24 protein-coding genes and 1 riboswitch are annotated in these 24,430 nt (G+C 71.8%); of the genes, 16 read left to right on the forward strand and 8 right to left on the reverse strand.

Annotated elements, in window-relative coordinates:
• Positions 1 to 43 precede the first annotated feature (43 nt).
• A complete protein-coding gene (locus tag JIW86_RS32360) occupies positions 44 to 1,468 on the forward strand; it encodes a DNA polymerase IV (protein ID WP_257557384.1) in 1,425 nt (474 codons plus the stop codon).
• Here JIW86_RS32360 and JIW86_RS32365 read toward each other — a convergent pair.
• On the reverse strand, positions 1,465 to 1,830 hold the full coding sequence (locus tag JIW86_RS32365; protein ID WP_215149697.1) for a PRC-barrel domain-containing protein: 366 nt from the start codon (positions 1,828 to 1,830) through the stop codon (positions 1,465 to 1,467). The genes JIW86_RS32360 and JIW86_RS32365 overlap by 4 nt on opposite strands.
• Before the next feature lie 112 nt (positions 1,831 to 1,942).
• Positions 1,943 to 2,041, forward strand: a riboswitch (glycine riboswitch).
• Positions 2,042 to 2,237: 196 nt separating this feature from the next.
• Here JIW86_RS32365 and gcvP point away from each other — a divergent pair.
• Entirely contained in the window at positions 2,238 to 5,123 is a 2,886-nt protein-coding gene (gcvP, locus tag JIW86_RS32370; RefSeq protein WP_257557387.1) for an aminomethyl-transferring glycine dehydrogenase, read from the forward strand.
• A gap of 79 nt (positions 5,124 to 5,202) precedes the next feature.
• Here the strand turns inward: gcvP and JIW86_RS32375 are convergent, their stop codons facing one another.
• Positions 5,203 to 5,409: a DUF5999 family protein gene (locus JIW86_RS32375; protein WP_285444628.1), complete on the reverse strand. Its 207-nt coding sequence runs from the start codon at positions 5,407 to 5,409 to the stop codon at positions 5,203 to 5,205.
• A gap of 272 nt (positions 5,410 to 5,681) precedes the next feature.
• The gene (locus JIW86_RS32380) at positions 5,682 to 6,302 is read right to left on the reverse strand and encodes a hypothetical protein (RefSeq protein WP_257557391.1); all 621 of its coding nucleotides are present in this window, start codon (positions 6,300 to 6,302) and stop codon (positions 5,682 to 5,684) included.
• A gap of 494 nt (positions 6,303 to 6,796) precedes the next feature.
• On the opposite strand from JIW86_RS32380, the gene JIW86_RS32385 reads away from it, so the two are divergent.
• A complete protein-coding gene (locus tag JIW86_RS32385; protein WP_215149701.1) occupies positions 6,797 to 8,320 on the forward strand; it encodes a glutamate-cysteine ligase family protein in 1,524 nt (507 codons plus the stop codon).
• Positions 8,321 to 8,421: 101 nt separating this feature from the next.
• A complete protein-coding gene (locus tag JIW86_RS32390; RefSeq protein WP_257557397.1) occupies positions 8,422 to 9,225 on the forward strand; it encodes a CPBP family intramembrane glutamic endopeptidase in 804 nt (267 codons plus the stop codon).
• 10 nt (positions 9,226 to 9,235) lie between these two features.
• Here the strand turns inward: JIW86_RS32390 and JIW86_RS32395 are convergent, their stop codons facing one another.
• The gene (locus JIW86_RS32395) at positions 9,236 to 10,057 is read right to left on the reverse strand and encodes a PhzF family phenazine biosynthesis protein (RefSeq protein ID WP_257557405.1); all 822 of its coding nucleotides are present in this window, start codon (positions 10,055 to 10,057) and stop codon (positions 9,236 to 9,238) included.
• A gap of 189 nt (positions 10,058 to 10,246) precedes the next feature.
• Between JIW86_RS32395 and JIW86_RS32400 the strand changes: the two genes are divergently transcribed.
• Positions 10,247 to 10,867, forward strand: a complete 621-nt coding sequence (locus JIW86_RS32400; RefSeq protein WP_257557406.1) for a PadR family transcriptional regulator — start codon at positions 10,247 to 10,249, stop codon at positions 10,865 to 10,867.
• Between the two features lie 94 nt (positions 10,868 to 10,961).
• Here the strand turns inward: JIW86_RS32400 and JIW86_RS32405 are convergent, their stop codons facing one another.
• On the reverse strand, positions 10,962 to 11,390 hold the full coding sequence (locus JIW86_RS32405; protein ID WP_215149705.1) for an SRPBCC family protein: 429 nt from the start codon (positions 11,388 to 11,390) through the stop codon (positions 10,962 to 10,964).
• A 171-nt stretch (positions 11,391 to 11,561) separates the two neighbouring features.
• On the opposite strand from JIW86_RS32405, the gene JIW86_RS32410 reads away from it, so the two are divergent.
• Positions 11,562 to 12,551: an EamA family transporter gene (locus JIW86_RS32410; protein ID WP_257557414.1), complete on the forward strand. Its 990-nt coding sequence runs from the start codon at positions 11,562 to 11,564 to the stop codon at positions 12,549 to 12,551.
• A 166-nt stretch (positions 12,552 to 12,717) separates the two neighbouring features.
• Positions 12,718 to 13,716, forward strand: a complete 999-nt coding sequence (locus JIW86_RS32415; RefSeq protein ID WP_257557415.1) for a DMT family transporter — start codon at positions 12,718 to 12,720, stop codon at positions 13,714 to 13,716.
• Here the strand turns inward: JIW86_RS32415 and JIW86_RS32420 are convergent.
• The gene (locus tag JIW86_RS32420; protein ID WP_257557416.1) at positions 13,698 to 14,405 is read right to left on the reverse strand and encodes a pyridoxamine 5'-phosphate oxidase family protein; all 708 of its coding nucleotides are present in this window, start codon (positions 14,403 to 14,405) and stop codon (positions 13,698 to 13,700) included. The genes JIW86_RS32415 and JIW86_RS32420 overlap by 19 nt on opposite strands.
• Positions 14,406 to 14,442: 37 nt before the next feature.
• Between JIW86_RS32420 and JIW86_RS32425 the strand changes: the two genes are divergently transcribed.
• The gene (locus tag JIW86_RS32425; RefSeq protein WP_257557417.1) at positions 14,443 to 15,777 is read left to right on the forward strand and encodes an aminotransferase class I/II-fold pyridoxal phosphate-dependent enzyme; all 1,335 of its coding nucleotides are present in this window, start codon (positions 14,443 to 14,445) and stop codon (positions 15,775 to 15,777) included.
• Between the two features lie 93 nt (positions 15,778 to 15,870).
• Here the strand turns inward: JIW86_RS32425 and JIW86_RS32430 are convergent, their stop codons facing one another.
• Positions 15,871 to 16,839: a DMT family transporter gene (locus JIW86_RS32430; protein ID WP_257557418.1), complete on the reverse strand. Its 969-nt coding sequence runs from the start codon at positions 16,837 to 16,839 to the stop codon at positions 15,871 to 15,873.
• Positions 16,840 to 16,913: 74 nt separating this feature from the next.
• Between JIW86_RS32430 and JIW86_RS32435 the strand changes: the two genes are divergently transcribed.
• Positions 16,914 to 17,813 (forward strand): LysR family transcriptional regulator, encoded by a 900-nt coding sequence (locus tag JIW86_RS32435; RefSeq protein WP_215149710.1) that lies wholly within the window; start codon positions 16,914 to 16,916, stop codon positions 17,811 to 17,813.
• Positions 17,814 to 17,825: 12 nt separating this feature from the next.
• Here JIW86_RS32435 and JIW86_RS32440 read toward each other — a convergent pair whose 3' ends face one another.
• The gene (locus JIW86_RS32440) at positions 17,826 to 18,299 is read right to left on the reverse strand and encodes a pyridoxamine 5'-phosphate oxidase family protein (RefSeq protein WP_257557419.1); all 474 of its coding nucleotides are present in this window, start codon (positions 18,297 to 18,299) and stop codon (positions 17,826 to 17,828) included.
• A 76-nt stretch (positions 18,300 to 18,375) separates the two neighbouring features.
• Between JIW86_RS32440 and JIW86_RS32445 the strand changes: the two genes are divergently transcribed.
• The 7 genes from JIW86_RS32445 to JIW86_RS32475 all read left to right on the forward strand — a co-directional run bounded on the left by JIW86_RS32445 (position 18,376) and on the right by JIW86_RS32475 (position 24,409).
• Entirely contained in the window at positions 18,376 to 18,990 is a 615-nt protein-coding gene (locus JIW86_RS32445; RefSeq protein WP_257557420.1) for a cysteine hydrolase, read from the forward strand.
• 18 nt (positions 18,991 to 19,008) lie between these two features.
• Positions 19,009 to 19,848, forward strand: coding sequence for a HipA family kinase (locus JIW86_RS32450; protein WP_257557421.1), 840 nt, complete (start codon positions 19,009 to 19,011; stop codon positions 19,846 to 19,848).
• Entirely contained in the window at positions 19,845 to 20,228 is a 384-nt protein-coding gene (locus JIW86_RS32455; protein ID WP_215149714.1) for a DUF3037 domain-containing protein, read from the forward strand. The genes JIW86_RS32450 and JIW86_RS32455 overlap by 4 nt, the downstream gene beginning before the upstream one ends.
• Before the next feature lie 121 nt (positions 20,229 to 20,349).
• A complete protein-coding gene (gene fabG, locus JIW86_RS32460) occupies positions 20,350 to 21,111 on the forward strand; it encodes a 3-oxoacyl-ACP reductase FabG (protein ID WP_257557427.1) in 762 nt (253 codons plus the stop codon).
• Positions 21,112 to 21,139: 28 nt separating this feature from the next.
• Positions 21,140 to 21,904, forward strand: coding sequence for an SDR family oxidoreductase (locus JIW86_RS32465; RefSeq protein ID WP_257557429.1), 765 nt, complete (start codon positions 21,140 to 21,142; stop codon positions 21,902 to 21,904).
• 152 nt (positions 21,905 to 22,056) lie between these two features.
• Positions 22,057 to 23,640: an ABC transporter substrate-binding protein gene (locus JIW86_RS32470; protein WP_257557430.1), complete on the forward strand. Its 1,584-nt coding sequence runs from the start codon at positions 22,057 to 22,059 to the stop codon at positions 23,638 to 23,640.
• Between the two features lie 100 nt (positions 23,641 to 23,740).
• A complete protein-coding gene (locus JIW86_RS32475) occupies positions 23,741 to 24,409 on the forward strand; it encodes a uracil-DNA glycosylase (protein WP_030722329.1) in 669 nt (222 codons plus the stop codon).
• The last annotated feature ends 21 nt before the right edge of the window (positions 24,410 to 24,430 follow it).

Genomic DNA, 24,430 nt, shown 5'->3' on the forward strand with positions numbered 1-24,430 from the left:
ACCGGCCCCGGAAATGTCAGTCCCGTAGGGCAGCATCGGTCATGTGAGAGCCGCGCCGACCATCCTGCATCTGGACATGGATGCCTTCTACGCGTCCGTGGAGCAGGCGTCGAAGCCGAGCCTGCGCGGCAAGGCCGTCATCGTGGGCGGGCTCGGACCGCGCGGGGTCGTCGCCACCGCCTCGTACGAGGCCAGGCGCTTCGGGGTGCATTCGGCGATGCCGACGGCGCAGGCGCGGCGGCTCTGCCCGAACGGTGCCTACCTGATTCCCCGCTTCAGCCTCTACCGGCAGGTCAGCGACGTGGTGATGGCCCTGCTGCGAGAGCTCTCGCCGCTGGTGGAGCCGCTCAGCCTCGACGAGGCCTTCGTGGACCTGGAGGCGGGTGGGATCGCCTTCGACTCGCAGACCGCCCGGGTCACCGGGGAGCGGCTGCGGGCGGACATCAGGGCCGCCACCGGGCTCAGCGGGTCGGTGGGGCTGGCCGGGTCGAAGATGCTGGCCAAGGTGGCCTCCGAGGAGGCCAAGCCGGCCGGGCTGCTGCTGATCGAGCCGGGGACCGAGCGGGAGCTCCTGGCGCCGATGTCGGTACGGACCCTGCCGGGGGTGGGGCCGGCCACCGGCGAGCACCTGCGCCGCGCCGGGATCACCACCGTGGGGGACCTGGCGGAGGCCGGGGAGGACGAGCTGGTGCGGATGCTCGGGCGCTCGCACGGGGTGGGGCTGTTCCGGATGGCGCTGGGGATCGACGACCGGCCGGTGGTCGCGGAGCGGGACGCGAAGTCGGTGTCGGTGGAGGACACCTTCGACGTGGACCTGCACGACCGGGTGCGGATCAGGACCGAGGTGCAGCGGCTGGCGGACCGGTGCGTGCAGCGCTTGCGGGGGTCCGGCCACTCGGGGCGCACGATCGTGCTGAAGGTGCGCAGGTACGACTTCTCGACGCTGACGCGGTCCGAGACGCTGCGGGGGCCCACGGACGACCCCGCGGTCGTGCGCGAGGCGGCGGCGCGGCTGCTGGAGGGCGTGGACACCACGGGCGGGGTGCGGCTGCTGGGCGTGGGGGTGACCGGTCTGGCCGACTACACGCAGGAGGACCTGTTCGCCCAGTCGCTGGCCGCTGAGCCTCAGGAGGAGGCGGGGGAGGTCAGGGAGGCCGCTGAGCCTGACGGGGCCGCAGAGCCCGGTGGGGCCCCTGTCGCGGCTCTGGAGGGCCCGGCGGGTGCGGAGGTGCCCGGAGGGCCCGAGGCCGCTCCCGAGCGGCGGTGGACGGCCGGGAGCGACGTACGGCACGCGGTGTACGGGCCCGGGTGGGTGCAGGGCAGCGGGGTCGGGCGGGTGACCGTGCGGTTCGAGCAGCCCGGATCGGAGCCCGGCCGGGTGCGGACCTTCCGGGTGGACGACCCCGAGCTGGAGCCGACCGATCCGCTGCCGTTGGTGGGGGAGGAGCCGCCGGCCGGGACGCCCTAGCCCTCGTCGCCCGCCAGGTGGCCGAAGTCGTGGTGGAAGTCCGTCGGCAGGGTCACGTCCAGGCCGTAGTGGTGGTAGAGCTGCAGCTCCTGTTCGGGGGAGAGGTGGCGGCCGACCCCGAAGTCCGGGGCGTCTTTGATCAGGGAGCGGTCGAAGGGCACCCGCAGGGTGTCGCCGACCATCTCGCTCGGCTCCAGCGGGACGAAGGCGTCCCGGCTGAACAGGCCCGTCCGGACGGCCGCCCATTCCGGGACTCCCGTGGCATCGTCGAGGTAGACCTCGTCGATGGTGCCGATCTTGGTGCCGTTGCGGTCGAACGCCTTGCGGCCGATCAGGCTGCGCGGATCGATGTCGGTCTGCACGGTCCCTCCAAATGGTCGCAACTCCTCCGTAATGACTACAGAAGTGCATTTCGGGAGCTGAGGCCACTCGGGGAGGAGCCAGATCCTCGCTGGTAGGCTGGGTGATGGCTGTCGACCCTGTGCGGGAGAGTCCTCCGAGTGATCTTGACGGAGGCGCCGAAGGAGCAAATCCTCCCCGGAATCTCTCAGGCATACGTACCGCACGGACGAGGCCACTCTGGAAAGCAGGGGCGGGTACCGGGCGCGCAGTGCCGGTTCCCCTCCTCACCGACGGTGAAAGCCGGACCTCGCGGGTGTTCCCCGTGCGGCCCGGTGAAACTCTCAGGTTGAGATGACAGAGGGGGAGGCCGTCCGGGTGCCCGCGCCGTGGTGCCCCTCGCAGGTCATACGACCAGGAGGCCTCCGTCATGACCGCCAACCGCATTCCGCTCTCCCAGCTGGAGCGAGGCATCCCCTTCGAGCAGCGCCACATCGGCCCGGATGCCGAGGCGCAGGCGAAGATGCTCGCCCAGGTGGGCTACGGCTCCCTGGACGAACTGACCGCCGCCGCGGTGCCGGATGTCATCAAGACCACCGAAGCGCTGAACCTGCCCGAGGCGCTGACCGAGGCCGAGGTGCTGGCCGAGCTGCGCTCGCTCGCCGACCGCAACCAGGTCCTCTCCTCGATGATCGGGCTCGGCTACTACGGGACCTTCACGCCGCCGGTGATCCTGCGCAACGTGATGGAGAACCCGGCCTGGTACACGGCGTACACGCCGTACCAGCCCGAGATCTCGCAGGGCCGCCTCGAGGCGCTGCTGAACTTCCAGACCGTCGTCGCCGACCTCACCGGGCTGCCGACCTCCGGTGCCTCGCTGCTCGACGAGGGCACCGCGGCCGCCGAGGCCATGTCCCTCGCGCGCCGGGTGGGCAAGGTCAAGGACGGCGTCTTCCTGATCGACGCGGACGCGCTGCCGCAGACCATCGCCGTGATCGAGACCCGCGCCGAGCCCACGGGCGTCGAGGTCGTCGTCGCGGACCTCTCGAACGGCATCCCGGCCGAGATCGCCGAGCGCGGTGTCTTCGGCGTGCTGCTCCAGTACCCGGGCGCCTCCGGTGCCGTACGGGAGATCAAGCCGCTGATCGACCAGGCGCACGAGCTCGGCGCGATCGTCACCGTCTCGGCCGACCTGCTCGCGCTGACCCTGCTGACCTCCCCGGGCGAGCTGGGCGCGGACATCGCCGTCGGCACCACGCAGCGCTTCGGTGTCCCGATGGGCTTCGGCGGACCGCACGCCGGTTACATGGCCGTCCAGGCCAAGCACGCCCGCTCGCTGCCGGGCCGCCTCGTCGGCGTCTCCGTGGACGCGGACGGCAACAAGGCGTACCGCCTGGCGCTGCAGACCCGCGAGCAGCACATCCGCCGCGAGAAGGCCACCAGCAACATCTGCACCGCGCAGGTGCTGCTGGCCGTCATGGCCGCCATGTACGCCGTCTACCACGGCCCGGACGGCCTGCGGACGATCGCCCGCCGCACCCACCGCTATGCCGCTCTGCTCGCCGCGGGCCTGAAGGCCGGCGGGGTCGAGATCGTGCACGGCGCCTACTTCGACACGATCACGGCCCGCGTCCCGGGCCGCGCGGCCGAGGTCGTCGCCGCCGCCCGCGAGGGCGGGGTCAACCTGTACCAGGCCGACGCCGACCTCGTCTCCGTCGCCTGCGACGAGACCACCCTGCGCGCGGACGTCGAGGCCGTCTGGGCCGCCTTCGGTGTCACCGCCGACATCGAGGCGCTCGACGAGACCGCGGCCGACACCCTGCCCGAGGGCCTGCTGCGCTCGGACGACTACCTGACGCACCCGGTCTTCCACCAGCACCGCTCCGAGACCGCGATGCTGCGCTACCTGCGCAAGCTCTCGGACAAGGACTACGCGCTGGACCGCGGCATGATCCCGCTGGGCTCCTGCACCATGAAGCTCAACGCGACCACCGAGATGGAGCCGGTGACCTGGCCCGAGTTCGGCCAGCTGCACCCGTTCGCCCCGGTCGAGCAGGCCGAGGGGTACCTCACGCTCATCACCGAGCTGGAGGAACGTCTCTGCGAGGTCACCGGTTACGACAAGGTGTCCATCCAGCCCAACGCCGGGTCCCAGGGTGAGCTGGCCGGGCTGCTCGCCGTACGCGCCTACCACCGCGCGAACGGCGACGAGCAGCGCACCATCTGTCTCATCCCGTCCTCCGCGCACGGCACCAACGCCGCCAGCGCCGTGATGGCCGGCATGAAGGTCGTCGTCGTCAAGACCGCCGACGACGGCGAGGTGGACGCGGCGGACCTGCGCGCCAAGATCGAGCAGTACCGCGACGAGCTCGCCGTGCTGATGATCACCTACCCCTCCACGCACGGTGTGTTCGAGGAGCACGTCGCCGACATCTGCGCCCAGGTGCACGAGGCCGGCGGCCAGGTCTACGTGGACGGCGCCAACCTCAACGCCCTGGTGGGCCTGGCCAAGCCGGGTCACTTCGGCGGCGACGTCTCGCACCTGAACCTGCACAAGACCTTCTGCATCCCGCACGGCGGCGGCGGCCCGGGCGTCGGCCCGGTCGGTGTCCGGGCGCACCTGGCCCCGTACCTGCCCAACCACCCGCTCCAGCCGACCGCCGGTCCGGAGACGGGCGTCGGCCCGATCTCGGCCGCTCCGTGGGGTTCGGCCGGCATCCTGCCGATCTCCTGGTCGTACGTGCGCCTCATGGGCGGCGAGGGCCTCAAGCGCGCCACCCAGGTGGCCGTGCTCGGCGCCAACTACATCGCCAAGCGCCTGGAGCCGCACTACCCGGTGCTGTACACCGGCCCGGGCAACCTGGTCGCGCACGAGTGCATCATCGACCTGCGTCCGCTGTCGAAGTCGACGGGCGTGAGCGTGGACGACATCGCCAAGCGTCTGATCGACTACGGCTTCCACGCGCCGACCATGTCCTTCCCGGTGGCCGGCACGCTGATGATCGAGCCGACGGAGTCCGAGGACCTCGCCGAGATCGACCGTTTCTGCGACGCGATGATCGCCATCCGCGCCGAGATCGAGCGGGTCGCGGCCGGCGAGTGGCCGGTGGACGACAACCCGCTGGCCAACTCCCCGCACACCGCGGCGGCGCTGGGCGGCGAGTGGAACCACCCGTACACCCGTGACGAGGCCGTCTTCCCGGGCGGGGTCACGGCCGCTGAGAAGTACTGGCCGCCGGTGCGCCGCATCGACGGCGCTTTCGGCGACCGGAACCTGGTGTGCTCCTGCCCGCCGCTGGACGAGTACGACAACTGAGCATGAACAAGGGGCCGGTCCGGGGAGTCATCCCGGGCCGGCCCCTTCGTCGTTGCCGCGGTCGGTGTGCCGCTCGCGTCTAGGCAGCCTTCATCACCTGGGCCGCTGCGAGCGGGCGGTGCGGGGCGATGATCTGGCCGTCAGGCAGCAGCTCACCGGTGTCCTCGAAGAGCAGGACGCCGTTGCACAGCAGGCTCCAGCCCTGTTCCGGGTGGTTGGCCACCGGAAGCGCGGCCTCCCGGTCGGCGGATTCGGCTGACGGGCAGGCTGGCTGGTGCTGGCACATGGATGGGTTCTTTCGCTGCGGTGTGGTCTGCGTGCTACGGCGCGATGCGTCGTTCATGGCCGTCCCCCTGGGTCATCCCCGCACCCGCGGGGAGCGTGTCCTCAGTCTTCCCCCACGACAGCCGCTTCGCAGGTATTTCCCGCAGCTGTCCTCATAGATTGATGACGCATCACTCGTGCGGGCGGTTCAGGCCAACTCCCCTGTCATTTTGGATGGTTCGCCAGTGGCCCGAGCGGGCTAGGCCGAATGGGCAACTCGGGTCACCGGCCAGGTCAGGCCGCAGGGGCGGCCAGCGAGGGCGGGACCGGCGCCGTCGCGGGGGTCAGCCGGTGGGTCAGCACGGGCAGCAGCTCGGAGACCGGATGCGGCCGGTACGCGGCGATGCCGGGCGGGGCCGGGGCCAGCGGCACCAGCAGGTCCTCGCCGGCGGGCAGGCCGGCGGAGGCGTCGGCGCCCACCGCCCCGTGCAGCCACAGGGTCAGCATGTACAGCTCCGGTACGGACAGCAGCCGCGGCTGGTACGCCTTGCCGAGGGACTCGGCCTGGCGCAGGGCACGTTCGGTGGCCGCGACGTACGGTCCCTCGAAGAAGTGGGAGAAGGCCCAGCCGTCCGGTGTGAGCCGGGTGTCGGCGGCCGCGACGTAGCGGTCCCCGCCGCGGATGAGGAACCGCCAGCCGGTGAGGCGGGTGCGGGGCGGCCTGCCGCCGGACGCCAGGTCCGAGATGTTCAGCCGGTCGAGTACGTGGACCGGCAAGGGGAGTTCGGCGGTCACCGGCCCCTGGAGCGCGCGCAGGGCGGGAGTGTGTGCCTCGTGGACGGCGGTGGGGGAACCGAGAGCCGCGAGGACGCTGCGCAGGGCGGGCGCGGGGGCCGGAGGGACATGCAGCGGCATGGTGGGTCGCCTCTCACTTGGGAGACCGGTGGAACGGGGGCAGGTGCGGACGGCGCTGTCGCATTCTGGGGCCAGAGGGGGGCTGAGGGGCAATGGCCGCGCGCCAACTCTCTGCCTCGTTTGCGGAGTTTATACGACATGTGTTCACGCAGTGTTTCGGCTAGCTGTCCCGCCTATTGCGGACAAGGCGCTTACCGGTCCCGCTGACATGGCATTCATGCCGGATGTGCGCGAACATGTCGCGCTGACCTCGGAGGTTACCGGAAAGGGGCTCGGCTGGAAAGCGTCGGTTATCCGGAACAGGCAAAGTCGACGCGGAATTTGCATCCACCGACTTGCCAGGTGAATGTGCCAAAACGCCTGTCGGCCAAACCGGCGCACGCTCCTCGCCACGCACGCCCCCGCCGCGTTATAGATCAAGCTGCCGGGGCATCATCGACCGTACATGCGCGCCTGGGTGCATCGGGCCAGGCCCACTCGAGGAGGGACGCTCGATGGGGGAGAAGGTCGTGGCAGGCGGATTCGACCTGTCCGATCGGCAGCGGTATCGAAGGAAGCTTCACGAGTGCCTGGAGGGACTGGAGCGACTTCTGGCGGAGAAGAGGTTCGATCGCCCCAAGAACATGATGGGACTGGAGATCGAGCTGAATCTTGCGGGTGCCGACGGCTTGCCGAGAATGGTGAATGCCCAGGTACTGGAGCGGATTGCGAGCCCCGATTTCCAGACCGAACTCGGAATGTTCAACCTGGAGGTGAACGTCCTTCCGCACCGCCTCGGCGGCCGGGTATTCGATCAGCTCGCCGAGGAACTCAGCGCAGGTCTCGGTTACGCCCACCGGCAGGCCGCGGAGATCGACGCCGGGGTGGTGATGATCGGCATTCTGCCGACGATCACCCGCGAGGACCTGGTCACCGCCAACCTCTCGGCGGTCGACCGCTACTCGCTGCTCAACGAGCAGATCCTGATGATGCGCGGCGAGGACTTCACGCTCGACATCGACGGCGTCGAACGGCTGATCTGGAACACCGGGTCGATCGTGCCGGAGGCCGCGTGCACCTCCGTACAGCTGCACCTCCAGGTGACCCCGGCGCGGTTCGCGGACGTGTGGAACGCGGCCCAGGCGGTGGTCGCCGCACAGATAGCCGTGGGCGCGAACTCGCCGTTCCTGTTCGGGCGCGAGCTGTGGCGGGAGTCGCGGCCGCCGTTGTTCACCCAGGCCACCGACACCCGGCCGCCCGAGCTCCAGGCTCAGGGGGTGCGGCCGCGCACCTGGTTCGGGGAGCGCTGGGTGGACTCGGCGTACGAGCTCTTCGCGGAGAACGTCCGCTACTTCCCCGCCCTGCTGCCGATCTGCGACGAGGAGGAGCCGCTGCGGGTGCTCGCCGAGGGCGGGGTGCCCGGGCTCCAGGAGCTGGTCCTGCACAACGGCACCGTCTACCGGTGGAACCGGCCCGTGTACGGGGTCGCCGACGGGGTGCCGCACCTGCGGGTGGAGAACCGGGTGCTGCCGGCCGGGCCCACGGTCGCCGACGTCGTCGCCAACGCCGCCTTCTACTACGGACTCGTACGCACCCTCGCCGACGAGCCGCGCCCGGTGTGGACCCGGCTGCCCTTCGCCGAGGCGGAGGCCAACTTCGACGCCGCCTGCCGGTACGGGATCGACGCGCGGCTGCGCTGGCCGCGCCGGGGGCGGGCCGGGGGGCTGGCCAGTGTGCCCGCCGTCAGGCTGGTCCTGGACGAGCTGCTGCCGATGGCGGCGGCCGGCCTGGACGCGTGGGGCATCGAGCCCGCGGACCGGGACCGCTACCTCGGCATCATCGAGGAGCGCTGCCGGCGGCGGGTGAACGGGGCGACCTGGCAGGTGGACACCTACCACCGGGCGCTCGCGTCGGGGCTGGACCGCGACGAGGCGCTGGCGGCGACCACGCGGCGCTACAGCGAGCTGATGCACAAGGGCGATCCCGTGCACACCTGGCCCGTGGGGCCGGGGGAGGAGGTGGTGCCGGCCGGCGGCTGATCCCCCTGGCAGCCCCCCGGCCGCCCGGCGGCCCCCCGAGGAGGCAGTATGGGGTGGTCGCGACGGGTCGTCGCAGTGGGCTGGCAGGACGGGAGTCGGGCGTGCGTGCGGAGCCGGAGCCGGTGGTCGTGGAGCTGGGCGAAGACGCGTCGCGGCGGCGCGTGCTGCGCACCGAGACCCTGCTCGTACTGGCGCTGTCGCTGGGCGCGAGCGGGTTCTCGGCGCTGATCAGCTTCATCGGCTCGCTCACCAAGCCGGGCGGGCTCAAGGACCAGGCCGCCACGCTCAACGGCTCGTACGCGCCCGGCCGGCCCTGGCTGGACCTGGCCTGGCAGCTGTTCGGCATCGCGACCGCCCTGGTCCCCGTCCTGCTGGTGGCGCACCTGCTGACCCGCGAGGGGGCACCGGGGCTGCGGGTGCTGGGCTTCGACCGCACCCGGCCCGTGTGGGACCTGGGCCGGGGCGCTCTCGTCGCGGCCGGGATCGGGAGCGCGGGGCTGCTCTTCTACCTGGGGGCACGGGCCACCGGATTCAACCTCACGGTGGTGCCGGAGGCCCTGCCCGACGTGTGGTGGAAGTTCCCCGTGCTGATCCTCTCCGCGGTGCAGAACTCCGTGGTGGAGGAGATCATCGTGCTGGCCTATCTGCTGCGGCGGCTGGGCCAGCTCGACTGGTCGCCGATGGCCGCGCTGCTGGCCAGCTCGCTGCTGCGCGGCTCGTACCACCTCTACCAGGGCATCGGCGGCTTTATCGGCAACGTGGTGATGGGCGTCGTCTTCGTGCTGGCCTACCGCCGCTGGGGCCGGGTGGGGCCGCTCGTCGTCGCGCACGCGCTGCTCGACATCGTGGCCTTCGGCGGGTACGCGCTGCTCGCGGGCAAGGTGGGCTGGCTGCCGACGCCGTAGCCGGCCCGGTTCAGGGGGCGGTGAGGAGTTCCCCGTCCAGGACGGTGACCGCGTGGCCGGTCAGCAGGGTGCGCTCGCCCGCCAGGGTCACCCGTACGAGTCCCCGGCGCTCGCCGCCCTGGAGGCCGGTCAGTTCGCTGCGGCCCAGGCGCTCGGCCCAGAACGGGGCGAGCGCGGTGTGGGCGCTGCCGGTGACCGGGTCCTCGTCGATCCCGAAGGCCGGGAAGAAGCCGCGGGAGACGAAGTCGTACCCGCGAGAGGGATCCTCGGCGGGCGCGGTGACGATCACCCCGCGCTTGGCGAAGGCCCGCAGGGCGGCGTGGTCCGGCTGCAGTTCCCGGACGGTCCGCTCGTCGGCGAGCTCGATCAGCAGGTCCCCGATGTGGGCGGCGGTGTCGTGCACGGACAGGATCGGGGCGCCGCCCAGCGCGTGGTCCACGGCGGTCGGAGCCGGGACCGGGGTGAGCGAGGACGTCGGGAAATCCAGGGTGATGGCCCCGTCCGGGGCGGTTTCGGCCGTGAGGATGCCGCAGCGGGCGGTGAAGCGGATCAGCCCGTCGGCGAGGCCGCTCGAGGCGAGGACGTGCGCCGTGGCGAGGGTCGCGTGCCCGCACATGTCGACCTCGGCGGCCGGGGTGAACCAGCGCAGGGCCCAGTCGGCGTCCGAGCCGGGCGGCAGGGGGTGGGCGAAGGCGGTCTCGGAGAGGTTCACCTCGGAGGCGACCTGCTGGAGCCAGGCGTCCGGGGGGAACGCGGCGTCGAGGAGCAGGACTCCGGCGGGGTTCCCGTGGAACGGACGGTCGGTGAAGGCGTCGACGATTCGGATGCGCATGAACCGACGGTAGGGCGATTTCTTGATCATCGACAAAGGCCAATCGGGGGTGACTGGCCTGGTGCAGGGCTGTTCGCTGAAAAAGTTTCCGATATATCGTTGACGCATCGCGATGGGTCATCGATAGTGGAGGCATCGGACAACCGATACGAAACGACGAACTGACGAAATGACGAAAGGAGCGCAGTCATGCGTTCACACGGACAGCACGGACACGAGCACGGGCATGACCACGGCCGGGGCCACGGTCACTGCGGGCCCGATCGTCGGGAGGAGTTCCAGGGGCGGCGCGCCGCCTTCGGCCCGTTCGGACCGCCCTTCGGCGGCGGCCACTTCGGTGGGCGCGGCGGACGCGGTGGACCGCGGGGCCGGGCCCGGCGCGGTGACGTACGCGCCTCGATCCTGGCGCTGCTCGCCGACCGGCCGATGCACGGCTACGAGATGATCCAGGAGATCGGCGAGCGCAGCGGCGGGACCTGGAAGCCCAGCCCCGGCTCGGTGTACCCGACCCTGCAGCTGCTCGAGGACGAGGGGCTCATCACCAGCGAGAGCGAGGGCGGCAAGAAGCTGTTCACGCTCACCGAGGCCGGCCGCACCGAAGCCGAGTCGGGCCCCGACGCCCCCTGGGCGGATGCGGGGCGCGGCGTCGACTTCGAGGCCATGCATGAGATCCGTACGGCCGGCATCGGCCTGTGGGAGGCCTTCGGGCAGGTCTTCAAGACCGGTACCCCCGAGCAGCGGGAAAAGGCCGTCGCGGTCATCAACGACGCCCGCAAGAAGCTCTACCTGATCCTGGCCGACGAGCACTGACCGGTCGGCCCGGACGATCGCAGCGGCGCGCCCCGCGAATGACTCGCGGGGCGCGCCGTCGTGCGTACGGAAGCGTTCGGAAGCGGTCGGGAGGTCAGGCGACCAGGCCGGCCAGCTTGCGCAGCGATTCGTTCAGCGCGGCGGTGGCCGAGTCCTTGAGCTTGCCCGCCATGAGGGAGACCGCCGCTCCGGTGAACTCGCCGTCGATGCGCACTGTCGTGGCCCCGCCGTCCGGTACCAGGGTGTAGCGGGTGAGGACGGCCACGCCCATCGGGCCCTTGCCGGTGATGGCGAAGACGCGCTCATCCTCCAGCTCCGAGACGGTCCAGACGACCTCGGCCGGGAAGCCCATCATCTTCATGTTCTCGGCGAAGGTGGAGCCGACCGCCAGGGTCTCCGGGCCACCCTTCGGGAAATTGGTGTGGGTCATGCTCCACTGGCCGTACGCGTCCCAGTCCGTCAGCTGGGACCAGAGCTTCGCGGCGGACGCCTCGATGCGTGATTCCGCGGTGACTTCGGCCATGCGACCACCCCTTCTCGTCGGGTACGTGCGGCGGAACGTAGCCCCGGTGGGCGGAACATTCAATACTGACGGCCTGTCAGATATTGGAGGGGCGGGTGGCCGTGGTGTCATCTGCGTCTCAACAGGTGTCACGTCCGTGACGCTCCTGACGGGCCCTGCCATGATGGCCCGATGCAAGCGTCAGGGAAAAACGCCGGACTGGGCCTCGCCCTCGTCTCGGCGCTCGCGTTCGGTGGTTCCGGAGTGGCGGCGAAGCCACTGATCGAGGCGGGTCTGGACCCCCTCCACATGGTCTGGCTCAGGGTGGCCGGGGCAGCGCTCGTGCTGTCGCCGCTGGCCTGGCGCCACCGTGACCTCATCGTGCGCAGGCCTGCGCTGCTCGCGGGCTTCGGACTGGTCGCCGTCGCCGGTGTCCAGGCCTTCTACTTCGCCTCGCTGTCCCGGATTCCGGTCGGCGTGGCCCTGCTGCTGGAGTACCTCGGCCCGGCGCTGCTGCTCGGCTACATCCGCTTCGTGCAGCGCAAGCCCGTGACGCGGGGCGCCGCCGCCGGAGCGGCCGTGGCCGTCGTGGGCCTGGCCTGCGTGGTGGAGATCTGGGCCGGGCTGCGGCTCGACCTGCTCGGCGTGCTGTTCGGCCTCTGCGCGGCCCTGTGCCAGGCCTTCTACTTCGTCTTCGCCGACCAGGGTGCGGACGGGGACGACGCCCCCGACCCGCTCGGGGTGATCGCGTACGGCATGCTCGTCGGTGCCCTGGTGATGACGGTGATCGCCCGGCCGTGGGAGATCGACTGGCAGGTCCTGGGCGGGGAGGCCGCGGTGGGCGGCACGATGGTCCCCGCGCCGGTGCTGCTCGGCTGGGTGGTGCTGATCGCCACCGTCTTCGCGTACCTGACCGGCGTGGTCTCCGTACGCAGGCTCTCACCGCAGGTCGCGGGCGTGGTGGCCTTCCTGGAGGCGGTCGTCGCCACCGTGCTGGCCTGGATCCTGCTCGGCGAGCACCTCTCCACCTGGCAGATCGTCGGCGGCGGGCTGGTGCTGGGCGGCGCGTTCATCGCGCAGTCCTCCCGGCCGGCCCCGCCGGCCGTCCCGCCGACCGCGCCGTCCACCGCCCCGGCCGCGGCCGGTCCGGCCGTGGTGGACCGCGAGACCGCGAAGGCCTAGGGTGGCGATCATGCCTTCGACCGTGCTTCCGCCTCCCGCCTCCGCCTAGCGCGGGCGGCACTTCCTCCAGCGAGACCCCCTGCCCGGGGAGTTCCCGGGCCGGTGCGCGCTGCCCGCGAAGCGATGACCTGCTTCCTTCATCCTTCACGCATGCGCGGAGAACCACGTGTCGAACCATTCGCCCGCTGCCGGGCGCAGTCTGCTGTACCTCGTCGTCGCCGGAGCCGCCTGGGGCACCGCCGGAGCGGCCGCCTCGCTCCTCTTCCTCGCCAGTGACCTCGGTCCGCTCGCCCTGTCGTTCTGGCGGTGCGCGGGCGGGCTCGTGGTGCTGCTGGGGGTGCTCGCCGTACGCCGGCCACGCCCCGGGCTCGGGCGGGTCCGGCCGTCGGCCGGCTCGCTGATCGTGACCGGCCTGCTGTTCACTCTCTTCCAGGCCGCCTACTTCGCCGCCGTCCGCGAGACCGGCCTCGCGGTCGGCACCGTCGTCACGCTCGGCGCCGGGCCCGCGCTGATCGCGCTCGGCGCGCGGTACTCGCTGGGCGAACGGCTCGGCAAGGGCGGCGCGGCCGCCGTCGCCGGGGCGCTGGCCGGGCTCGCCGTCCTGGTGCTGGGCAGCGGGGGCGGCGAGGTGCGCCCGCTCGGCGTCGGCTGGGCACTGCTGTCGGCCGCCGGATACGCGGCGATGACCCTGCGGGCCCGCTGGCTCGGGCGGCGCGGGGCGGGCGGGGATCCGCTGGTGACCACCGCCTGGTCGGTCGCGGTGGGCGCGGTGTGCCTGTTGCCGCTCGCCGCCGCCGAGGGGCTGTTGCCGCACACCGCCGAACTCGGGCGGGTGCTCTGGCTGCTGGTGTACGTCGCGACGGTGCCGACGGCCCTGGCGTACGCGCTCTACTTCACCGGGGCGGCCGCCGTGCGGGCCGCCACCGTGTCCGTGATCATGCTGATCGAGCCGGTGAGCGCGGCCGTGATCGCCGTGCTGCTGCTCGGGGAGCGGCTGACCGGCGCGGTGGTGCTGGGCACCGTACTGCTGCTGGCGGCCGTGGGCGCCCTGATCGCGGCGGAGGCGCGGCGGCCGGCGGAACTGCCGGCGGACGGGTCGGCGGACGGGCCGGCGGTCCGGCCCGTCCGCGCTCCCGAAGTCTCGCGTCAGAGCGCCGCGAGGTAGTCCGGAGTGGCGATCCCGGCGGTCAGGCCGGCCGCCGGGATCGGCGCCCCGTACGCCGGAGCGACCGGGACCACGCCCGCCCAGTAGGGCAGCCCCAGGTCCTCGGCGTCGTCGTTCGGTCCGCCCGTACGGATCTTCGCGGACACCTCGGTCAGGTCCAGGCGGATCACCGCGGTGGCGGCGAGCTCCTTGGCGTTGGCCGGCCGGGAGTCGGCGGAGCGGCCCGGGACCACGTGGTCGACGAGGGCGTCCAGGGCCATCCGGCACTCCTCCTCGTCCGTGACCTGGTAGGCGGTGCCGTGCACGACCACCGAGCGGTAGTTGAGCGAGTGGTGGAAGGCCGAGCGGGCCAGCACCAGGCCGTCGAGGTGCGTCACGGTCACGCAGACCGGCAGCCCCGGGTCGGCCTTGCCGGCCGCGAGCAGCGGGCGGGAGCCGGTGGAGCCGTGGATGTAGAGCGCCTCGCCGACCCGGCCGAAGAGCGTCGGCAGCACCACCGGGGCGCCGTCGCGGACGAAGCCGAGGTGGCAGATGTAGGCCTGGTCGAGTATCGAATGCACCGTCTCGCGGTCGTAGCGCGCCCGGTCGCGGGCGCGGGTCGGCACCGTGCGCTCGGTGGGCTCGTACGCGTCGGGCGAGGTGGTCGGCTCGGACGGCGCGGGCGTTTCCGTGGCGGGCGTGGCGGTCATGATGCGAACTCCGTTGCACTAGTGCATACTGTCTTTTGTGCTAGGAGACTACCGGATCACCGGGCGACGTGCATCGGATATCGCGGCCAGCGTCGAAGCGGGTGTGGGAGCGGGCGCGCTGGCGCCGGGCGCGCTGCTGCCGCCGATGCGGGAGCTGGCGGGCGAGCTGGGGGTGAACCCCAACACCGTGGCGGCCGCGTACCGGACGCTGCGCGAGCGCGGGGTCATCGAGACCGACGGGCGGCGCGGCAGCCGGGTGCGCGCCCGCCCGTCGAGCGCGCCGCGGGACGCCCTGCGGATGGCGGTGCCGGCGGGCGTACGGGACATCACCGAAGGCAACCCGGACGTATCGCTGCTCCCGGCGCTGGACGGGGCGCTGGCGGCGGCCGCCCGGCGGTACGCGCAGGCGCCGACCCTCTACGGGCAGGACCCGGTCGACCCGGAACTGGCGCGGCTGGCCCGGGCCGACCTCGACGCGGCCGGGGTGCCGGCCGGGCCGGTGGCGCTGACCTCGGGCGCCCTGGACGGGATCGAGCGGGTCCTGGCCGCGCACCTGCGCCCCGGGGACGCGGTCGCCGTCGAGGACCCGGGCTGGGGGAGCGTGCTGGACCTGGTCCCGGCGCTCGGGCTGCGGGTGCTGCCGGTGGCCGTCGACGACGAGGGGCCGAAGGCCGAGGCGGTGGCGCGGGCCCTGGAGGCCGGGGCGCGGGCGCTGGTGGTGACCTCGCGGGCGCAGAACCCCACCGGGGCCGCGGTCAGCGCGGAGCGGGCCGGGGAGCTGCGGGCCCTGCTGGCGGGCCACCCCGGAGTGCTGGTGATCGACGACGACCACGGGCACGCGATCGTGGACCTGCCCCTGCATCCGCTGAGCGGGGTCACCCGGCACTGGGCGCTGGTGCGGTCGACGGCGAAGGCCTACGGGCCGGACCTGCGGCTGGCGGTGCTGACGGGGGACGCGGTGACGCTGGACCGGGTCCGGGGGCGGCAGCGGCTGGGCCCGGGATGGGTGAGCCGGCTGCTGCAGTACGCGGTGGTGGAGCTGTGGACCTCGGGCGCGGTGGACCGGGCCGCGGTGGCCCGCTCGTACGGGGAGCGGCGGAACGCGCTGGTCGCGGCGCTGCGGGAGCGGGGCGTACGGGCGCACGGGCGAAGCGGGATGAACGTGTGGGTGCCGGTGGCCGATGAGACGGGGGTGGTGACCCGGCTGCTGGCCGCGGGCTGGGCGGTGACCGCCGGGGCCCGGTTCCGGGTCGAGTCGGAACCGGGCGTGCGGCTGACGGTGTCGCGGCTGGCGGTCGGCGAGGTGCCGGGCCTGGCCGACGCCGTGGCCGCGGCGGTCCGGCCGGGGGCGGCGGGGGTCCGCTACGTCTGACCTCGGCCCCGCCGCCTCGGTGGCGGGTCAGGCGAGTTCCGGCAGCCCGCCCAGGACGAAAACGTGTGGTGATCGCCCGGAAGGCAGCAGGCGTCAGGCGGGCTTCCGTGGCCCGGGGCGGGTCTGGGTGAGGGCGGCGCCCGCCAGGACGATCGCGGCGCCGACCGGGGTGTTCCAGTGGAGCTGTTCGCCGAGGACCAGGATGCCCGCCGTGGTGGCGATCACCGGGATGAAGTACGTGACCATCTGGGCCGTGGTCGGGCCGATCTCCGAGACCAGGCCGTACTGCATCTGGAGCGCCATGCCCGTGCCGAGGGCGCCCAGGGCGATCACCGACAGCGTCGGCCAGAGCGGGAACGACGTCGGCGCCGATGTGAACAGGGCGCTGACCAGCCCGAGCTGGAGCGTGGAGAGGATCAGCTGGCCGCCGGTCAGGGCCACCGGGGAGCCCGGGGCCCCGGCCAGCGTGCGGCGGACGTAGATCCAGCCGATGGGGTAGCAGAGCGAGGCCAGCAGGGCGAACGCGGTGCCCTTGGCGTCGACCCCGGAGAAGCCCTGCCAGGCGCCGAGGACGGTGAGGACGCCGAGGAAGCCCAGGCCCAGACCCGCGAAGCGGCGGCGGGTCGGGCGGTCCTCGGACAGCGCGACCAGGGACAGCGCCATCCCCCACAGCGGGGAGGTGGCGTTGCAGATGCCGGCCAGGCTGGAGGGGATGCTCAGCTCCGCGTAGGCGAAGAGGGAGAACGGGGCGGTGTTGAGCAGGAGCGCCGCCACGCTGAGGTGACCCCAGGTCCGCAGCCCCCGCGGCAGCGGCTCGCGGCGGACCAGCAGTACGGCGACGAGGGCGAGCGCCCCGAACAGGACCCGGCCCAGGGCCACCTGGAAGGGCGCGTACGCTTCCGTGCCCACCTTGATCAGTAGAAAGCTGAAGCCCCAGACCACCGACAGGATCGCGAAGCGGACGCGCCAGTCCAGGAGGACGCCCCGCCGGGTGGCCGGGGCCGGGGTGGCGGTGAGGGAGGCCGTGGAGAGGGCCGGTCGAGGGGTGGTGGGTGCGCTCATAGCCCTTACTGTGCGCGGATCAACTTCGTAGAACAAGCGAGAGTTTCTCGGAGCGACGGCGTAGCATCGCTTACATGTTGAACCTGGAGCGCTTGCGCACCCTCGACGCCCTCGCCCGCCACGGCTCGGTCAGCGGCGCGGCCGACGGGCTCCACGTCACCACCTCCGCCGTGTCCCAGCAGATGGCCAAGCTCGAACGCGAGGTCGGCCAGCCCCTGCTGGCCAGGAACGGGCGCGGAGTCCGGCTCACCGACGCCGGGCGGCTGCTCGCCGATCACGCCGCCCGGATCATCTCCCAGGTGGAGCTCGCCCAGGCCGACGTGGAGGCCCAGCGGGGCTGCGCGGTCGGCGAGCTGCGCATCGGGGCCTTCCCGACCGCCATGCGCGGGCTGCTGCCCCGGGCCCTGTCCGCCCTGCGCGATGGTCACCCGGAACTGCGGGTGCGGGTGCGCGAGCAGGAGCCCGAGGAGAGCATGGCCGCCGTCGTGCGCGGCGACCTCGACCTGGCGCTGGCCATCGACTGGCACAACAAGCGGATGCCGGTGCCCGCCGAACTCACCCGGACGCACCTGCTGGACGACTCCGTCGACATCGCGGTCCCGGCCGGCCACCGGCTGGCCGACCGGTCGGAGATCTCCCTCGCCGAGTTCGCCGACGACGACTGGATCTCCTGGAACGAGGGGCAGTTCTGCCACGAGTGGCTGGTCTTCACCCTCCGCGGCACCGGAATCGAGCCGCGCATCGCCCACATCGCCGAGGAGCACCACACCCAGCTGGCCTTCGTGGAGGCCGGGCTCGGGGTGTGCGTGGCGCCGAAGCTGGGCCGCGGCCCGGTGCCGGGCGGGGTACGGCTGCTGCCGGTCAGCGACAGCGTGCGCCGGCACGTGTACGCCGTCTGGCGTGCGGACGCCGACCGCCGGCCCTCCATCCGCGCCGCGGTCGAGGCGCTGAAGCAGGCCGCCGCCGGCCTCTAGAGCGCCAGGGGGCTAGAGCTTGCGGAAGTCCCACGAGACGACCGACTCCGGGGTCAGGCGGATCCAGGCGTGCCGCCCGTCGTGGGGCATCTCCTCGATGCCGAAGTTCTTGACCGGGAAGATCCGCTCGGCCTCCGCCAGCTCCGGGCAGGGTTCACCGGTGCGCGGGGCCTCGCCCACGAAGACGGCGCTGCCGGACAGTTCCACGCCGCGCAGTTCGTCGTACGCCTCGCCGGAGTCCACGACGACCGACATCCGCGGGTCCTTGCGCAGGTCAAACCAGCGCCGGCTGCGGGTGATCGAGTACAGCCACAGCGAGCTGCCGTCCCAGGCGAACCACAGGGCGCCCACGTGCGGGCGGCCGTCCGGGGAGACCGTGGCCACCCGGCAGGTGCGCTGCTCGCGGAGGAAGGCGTCCACCTCCTCGTCGGTCATCATGATCCGGCGGCCCCGCCGCTGTGTCCTCTCCGGGCGTGTCTCGTCCATTCGTCCCGCACCCCTTCACATCTGACTGTGTGTCAGGAATCATGCGGGCTCGTCGGCCGTTACGCCAGGGGGAGCCATGCCGGATCTCGATCCCGCCACCACCGCGCTGCTCACCGTCGAATGCCAGAACGGCGTCGTCGGCGAGGAGAGCGCGCTGCCCGAGCTCGCGAAGGAGGCCCGGGCCTCCGGAATGCTGGGCCGGGTGGCCGCGCTGGCCGACGCCGCGCGCGGGGCCGGCGTGCAGGTGCTGCACGCCGTCGCCGAGCGGCGGCCGGACGGGCGCGGGGCCAACAGCAACGCACGGCTGTTCCGCGCGGCCGGGAAGCTGCCCGTGCGCCAGATCGCGGGGACCGAGGCGGTGCAGCTCGCCGCCCCGCTCGCGGTGGCCGAGCAGGACCTGGTGGTCCGCCGCCTGCACGGGCTCTCCCCGATGTCCGGCACCGATCTGGACGCCCTGCTGCGCAACCTCGGCATCCGCACCCTCGTCGTCACCGGGGTCTCCTCCAACATCGCCATCCCGAACACCGTCTTCGACGCCGTGAACCTCGGCTATCAGGTCGTGGTCCCGGCCGACGCCATCGCCGGGGTGCCCGCCTCCTGCACCGCCGAGGTGATCCGCAACTCCCTCGCGCTGGTCGCGACCATCACCACGGCCGAAGCCCTCTTAACGCAGTGGGCTCCCGCGACCTGACCCCCGTAACCTGGGCGGATGCTGTCCGAAGTGATCGCGACCCGTTACGTCACGCCCCTGCGTGAGGGCGGCTCGCTTCCGGGAATCGTCGAGGCCGACGACCTCGGTACCTACGTCATGAAATTCACCGGAGCCGGCCAGGGCCGCAAGACCCTGGTCGCCGAAGTCATCTGCGGCCGCCTGGCCCAGCGGCTGGGCCTGCGGGTCCCGCGGCTGGTGCAGATGCAACTCGACCCCGTCATCGGGCTCGGCGAGCCCGACCAGGAGGTCCAGGAGCTGCTCAAGGCCAGCGGCGGGCTCAACCTCGGCATGGACTACCTGCCCGGGTCGATCGGCTTCGACCCGCTCGCCTACCAGGTGGACCCGGTCGAGGCGGGGCGCGTGGTCTGGTTCGACGCCCTGATCAACAACGTCGACCGGTCCTGGCGCAACCCGAACATGCTGGTCTGGCACGGGGACGTGTGGCTCATCGACCACGGCGCCACCATGATCTGGCACCACAACTGGCCCACCGCCCAGGCCGCCGCCGCCAAGCCCTACAACGCCTCCGACCACGTACTGGCCCCCGTGGGCCCGGACCTCGCGGCCGCCGCGGCCGCGCTCGCGCCGCTGGTCACCGAGGAACTGCTCACCGAGGTCGCGGCCGACGTGCCCGACGAGTGGCTGGTGGACGAGCCCGGTTTCGACTCCACCGACGCGCTGCGCCGCGCCTATGTGGAGGCGCTGCTGCCGCGCGCGGCCACGATCCACGAGAGGATCTCGATGGCGGCCGAGGTGAAGGCCCGGTCGGGTCCCCCCGGCTGGCTGGCCGACCGCCTCGACCCCCGCCCCCGGAAGAACAAGAGCGACGACGAGTGACCAAGCGGGACGTGTTCGAGTACGCGCTGGTGCGTGTGGTGCCCCGGATGGAACGCGGCGAGTGTTTCAACGCCGGCGTGATCGTCTACTGCCGGGCCCGCTCGTACGTGGCCGCGCGCACCCACCTCGACGAGGCGAAGCTCCTCGCCCTGGACCCCGGAGCCGACGTGGCCGGGGTACGGGCCGCCCTGCGCGGGGTGGAGGGCCTGTGCACGGGCGGCGAGTCCGCCGGCCAGGCGGCGGGTGATGACCCGGGGCGGCGGTTCCGGTGGCTGATCGCCCCGCGCAGCACGGTGGTGCAGCCGGGTCCGGTGCACACCGGCCTGACGGCCGACCCGGCCGCCGAGGTGGAGCGGCTGCTGGATCTGCTGGTCCGCTAGCGCGCCGGGCCGGGGCTCCCGTTGACACCGGGTGCCAAGGCTCCTAGCGTCTCCTCAGCTGAAGCTACTAAGCGGTTGCTCACCTCTGGGCGGCCGCCTCTCAAGGGCGAGGAGATCCAGCATGTCCACCACCGAGCAGCGCGTCGCGATCGTGACCGGGGCGGCCCGAGGCATCGGCGCGGCCACCGCCGTGCGCCTGGCCGCCGAAGGCCGGGCCGTCGCCGTACTCGACCTCGACGAGGCGGCCTGCAAGGACACCGTGGAGGCGATCACGGCGGCCGGCGGCAGGGCCCTCGCGGTCGGCTGTGACGTCTCCGACGGCGCGCAGGTGGAGGCGGCCGTCGCGCGCGTCGCGAGCGAGCTGGGCGCCCCGACCATCCTGGTCAACAACGCGGGCGTGCTGCGCGACAACCTGCTCTTCAAGATGAGCGAGACCGACTGGGACACGGTCATGAACGTGCACCTGCGCGGCGCCTTCCTGATGTCCAAGGCCTGTCAGAAGTACATGGTGGAGGCCAAGTTCGGCCGCATCGTGAACCTCTCGAGCAGCTCGGCGCTCGGCAACCGCGGCCAGGTCAACTACTCGGCCGCCAAGGCCGGTCTGCAGGGCTTCACCAAGACCCTGGCCATCGAGCTCGGCAAGTTCGGCGTCACCGCCAATGCCGTCGCCCCCGGCTTCATCGTCACCGAGATGACCGCCCAGACGGCCGCCCGCGTCGGCATGGGCTTCGAGGACTTCCAGGCGGCCGCCGCCACCCAGATCCCCGTCCAGCGCGTCGGCCGTCCGGACGACATCGCCAACGCCATCGCCTTCTTCACGGGCGAGGCCGCCGGCTTCGTCTCCGGCCAGGTCATGTACGTGGCCGGCGGCCCGCTCAACTGACGAGCTCACGAGAGGCAGGGCATACGCCATGACGACGTACAACGGCATCGACAGCGGCAAGGTCGCGCTGATCACCGGAGCGAGCCGGGGCATCGGCTACGGAATCGCCGAGGCGCTGGTCGCCCGCGGCGACCGGCTCTGCATCACCGGACGCAACGAGGACGCCCTCAAGGAGGCCGTCGAGCGGCTCGGCGCGGACCGGGTGATCGGAGTGGCCGGCAAGGCGCACGACGAGGCCCACCAGGCCCATGCCGTCGAGCGCACCATGGAGACCTTCGGCCGGGTCGACTTCCTGGTCAACAACGCCGGCACCAATCCGGTCTTCGGCCCGATCGCGGACCTGGACCTCGGGGTCGCGCGCAAGGTCTTCGAGACGAACGTGATCTCCGCGCTCGGCTTCGCCCAGCGGACCTGGCACGCCTGGCAGAAGGAGAACGGCGGGGCGATCGTGAACATCGCCTCGATCGCCGGGGTCTCCGCCTCGCCCTTCATCGGCGCGTACGGGATGAGCAAGGCCGCCATGGTCAACCTCACCCTCCAGCTCGCCCACGAGATGGCGCCCGGGGTCCGGGTCAACGCGATCGCCCCCGCGGTGGTCAAGACCAAGTTCGCGCAGGCGCTCTACGAGGGCCGGGAGCAGGAGGCCGCGGCCGCCTACCCGCTCGGCCGGCTCGGGGTCCCGGAGGACATCGGTGGCGCGGCCGCTTTTCTTACATCTGCACAAGCGGAATGGATCACAGGGCAAACTCTCGTCGTTGACGGCGGAATGTTCCTCAATGCCGGAGTGCACTGACCGATAATCGGACGCATTTGCCACCGAAAGGGAGGCAAATGCATACCTAATGTGCACGGAACCGGTCAAGTGCCCCACGAAACCTACCCATTGGATTCGTGGGGCACTGCGGTAGGGTCTGCCGCACCCCTGGCTGATCGAGGAGCGTGCACGTGTTCAACCGGACCAGATGCCTGCAGGTCACTGCGGCCCTTGCGTCCATATCCCTGCTCGCCGGTTGCGGCCTGCTTTCGGACGACAGTGCCGCCGACACGAAGCCGATCATCGTCGGCACGACGAGCGCACCGAGCACCCTCGACCCGGCAGCGGCATGGGACGGCTCCTGGGAGCTGTACCGGAACGTCTACCAGACTCTGCTGGCCTTCCCCACGGGCTCCACCAAGCCCCAGCCGGACGCCGCCCAGAGCTGCGAGTTCACGGACGCGGCGAACGAGTCGTACCGGTGCACCCTGCGCAAGGGCCTGAAGTTCTCCAACGGGGAGCCGCTCGACGCCAAGGCCGTCAAGCACTCTCTGGACCGGATCCGGACCATCGGCTCCAAGGTCGGCCCCAAGGACCTCTTCGGCTCCCTCGACAAGATCGAGGCCGCAGACGAGCTGACCGTCGTCTTCCACCTGAACACTCCCGACGCCACCTTCCCCTTCGTCCTCGGCTCGCCGGCCGCCTCGCTGGTCGCGCCCAAGGACTACCCGGCCGACAAGGTGCGGGAGGACGGCAAGGTCACCGGCTCCGGCCCGTACGTGCTCGACTCGTACAAGGAGGGCAACGAGGCCGTCCTCGGCCGCAACGAGGGCTACACGGGCTTCGCCAACCGCCGGAACAACGGCGTGACCATCCGCTACTTCACGGACTCCGCGAAGATGGTCGCCTCCCTCAAGGCCAAGGAGATCGACGCCACCTACCGAGGCCTGTCGGCCCCGGAGGTCAGGGACCTGCAGAGCCCCGACGCGCACGGTCAGGGCGTCCAGGTCGTCGAGAACGTCGGCGCCGAGATCCGCTACCTGGTCTTCAACCCCAAGGACCCGGCGGCCAGCAAGGCCCCGGTCCGCCAGGCCATCGCCCAGATCGTCGACCGCGGGGCGCTCGTCTCCAAGGTCTACCAGGGCACCGCCGAGCCGCTGTACTCGATGGTTCCCAAGGGGGTCGTCGGTCACAAGACGCCCTTCTACGACAAGTACGGGCACGCGGACGTCAAGAAGGCCACGAAGATCCTCAAGGACGCCGGGGTCCCCACGCCGGTCGACCTGACCTTCTGGTACACCACGGACCGGTACGGCTCCTCCACCGCCGAGGAGTTCACCGAGCTCAAGCGCCAGCTGGACGAGAGCGGCCTCTTCAGGATCACCCTGCGCAGCCAGCCCTGGAAGGCGTTCCAGGAGGGCTACAAGGGCCAGGAGTACCCGGTCTTCGGCCGAGGCTGGTTCCCCGACTTCCCGGACCCGGACAACTTCATCGCGCCGTTCGTCGGCAAGGAGAACGCGGTCGGCACCCCGTACGAGCCGGCCGAGATCCTGACCGACCTGCTGCCCAAGACCCGGCGCGAGGGCGACCGCGCGGCCGGTGTCCACGAGTTCGAGCGGGCCCAGCAGATCTTCGCCGAGGACGTCCGCCTGCTGCCCCTGTGGCAGGGCAAGCTGTACGTCGCCGCGCGTGACGACATCGCGGGCGCCGAGCGGGCGCTGGACCCGCAGACCGTCATGCAGATGTGGGAGTTCTACCGCAAGACCAGCTGGTAGCGGTGGCGGCGATGCGGGCGGCTGAGGCGTTGTCAGTGGCCCCCGGTAGGTTCTGGAGCAGTTGCACGAACATGTACCGGAGGTTGTCGCCGTGACCCAGATGCTGCCCGAGTCCTGGCTCCCCGTCCTCGGCGGGGAGCTGGACCAGCCCTACTTCAAGGAACTCACGGAGTTCGTCGAGAAGGAACGGGCGAACGGGCCGGTCTACCCGCCCCGCGAGCAGGTTTTCGCGGCCCTGGAGGCCACTCCCTTCGACCAGGTGAAGGTGCTGGTCCTCGGCCAGGACCCCTACCACGGCGCCGGCCAGGGACACGGCCTGTGCTTCTCCGTGCAGCCCGGGGTCAAGACCCCGCCCTCGCTCCGCAACATCTACAAGGAGATGAAGGAGGAGCTCGGCCTCCCGGTCCCGGACAACGGGTACCTGATGCCGTGGGCCCGCCAGGGCGTCCTGCTGCTCAACGCGGTGCTCACCGTCCGCGAGGCAGAGCCCAACTCGCACAAGGGCAAGGGCTGGGAGAAGTTCACCGACGCGGTGATCCGCGCGGTGTCCGAGCGGCCCGACCCGGCCGTCTTCGTGCTCTGGGGCGCCTACGCCCAGAAGAAGATCCCGCTGATCGACGAGGAGCGGCACGTGGTCGTCAAGGGAGCCCACCCCTCCCCGCTGTCGGCCAAGAAGTTCTTCGGCTCCCGGCCCTTCACGCAGATCAACGAGGCCATCGCAGCGCAGGGCCATGAGCCGATCGACTGGCGGATTCCGGACCTGGGCTGACGGCCCACCGCGCCTCGGCGC

Origin of the sequence: Streptomyces sp. NBC_00162, from assembly GCF_024611995.1 — a bacterium.
Classification (GTDB): Bacteria; Actinomycetota; Actinomycetes; order Streptomycetales; family Streptomycetaceae; genus Streptomyces.

Excerpts from the sequence above, each read along its gene's own strand:
- JIW86_RS32440 (WP_257557419.1), bottom strand. The coding sequence starts at position 18,299 with ATGGACGAGACACGCCCGGAGAGGACACAGCGGCGGGGCCGCCGGATC.
- gcvP (WP_257557387.1), top strand. The coding sequence starts at position 2,238 with ATGACCGCCAACCGCATTCCGCTCTCCCAGCTGGAGCGAGGCATCCCC.
- JIW86_RS32385 (WP_215149701.1), top strand. The coding sequence starts at position 6,797 with ATGGGGGAGAAGGTCGTGGCAGGCGGATTCGACCTGTCCGATCGGCAG.
- JIW86_RS32420 (WP_257557416.1), bottom strand. The coding sequence starts at position 14,405 with ATGACCGCCACGCCCGCCACGGAAACGCCCGCGCCGTCCGAGCCGACC.
- JIW86_RS32395 (WP_257557405.1), bottom strand. The coding sequence starts at position 10,057 with ATGCGCATCCGAATCGTCGACGCCTTCACCGACCGTCCGTTCCACGGG.
- JIW86_RS32430 (WP_257557418.1), bottom strand. The coding sequence starts at position 16,839 with ATGAGCGCACCCACCACCCCTCGACCGGCCCTCTCCACGGCCTCCCTC.
- JIW86_RS32445 (WP_257557420.1), top strand. The coding sequence starts at position 18,376 with ATGCCGGATCTCGATCCCGCCACCACCGCGCTGCTCACCGTCGAATGC.
- fabG (WP_257557427.1), top strand. The coding sequence starts at position 20,350 with ATGTCCACCACCGAGCAGCGCGTCGCGATCGTGACCGGGGCGGCCCGA.
- JIW86_RS32375 (WP_285444628.1), bottom strand. The coding sequence starts at position 5,409 with ATGTGCCAGCACCAGCCAGCCTGCCCGTCAGCCGAATCCGCCGACCGG.
- JIW86_RS32380 (WP_257557391.1), bottom strand. The coding sequence starts at position 6,302 with ATGCCGCTGCATGTCCCTCCGGCCCCCGCGCCCGCCCTGCGCAGCGTC.
- JIW86_RS32435 (WP_215149710.1), top strand. The coding sequence starts at position 16,914 with ATGTTGAACCTGGAGCGCTTGCGCACCCTCGACGCCCTCGCCCGCCAC.
- JIW86_RS32405 (WP_215149705.1), bottom strand. The coding sequence starts at position 11,390 with ATGGCCGAAGTCACCGCGGAATCACGCATCGAGGCGTCCGCCGCGAAG.
- JIW86_RS32450 (WP_257557421.1), top strand. The coding sequence starts at position 19,009 with ATGCTGTCCGAAGTGATCGCGACCCGTTACGTCACGCCCCTGCGTGAG.
- JIW86_RS32475 (WP_030722329.1), top strand. The coding sequence starts at position 23,741 with ATGCTGCCCGAGTCCTGGCTCCCCGTCCTCGGCGGGGAGCTGGACCAG.
- JIW86_RS32410 (WP_257557414.1), top strand. The coding sequence starts at position 11,562 with ATGCAAGCGTCAGGGAAAAACGCCGGACTGGGCCTCGCCCTCGTCTCG.
- JIW86_RS32465 (WP_257557429.1), top strand. The coding sequence starts at position 21,140 with ATGACGACGTACAACGGCATCGACAGCGGCAAGGTCGCGCTGATCACC.
- JIW86_RS32400 (WP_257557406.1), top strand. The coding sequence starts at position 10,247 with ATGCGTTCACACGGACAGCACGGACACGAGCACGGGCATGACCACGGC.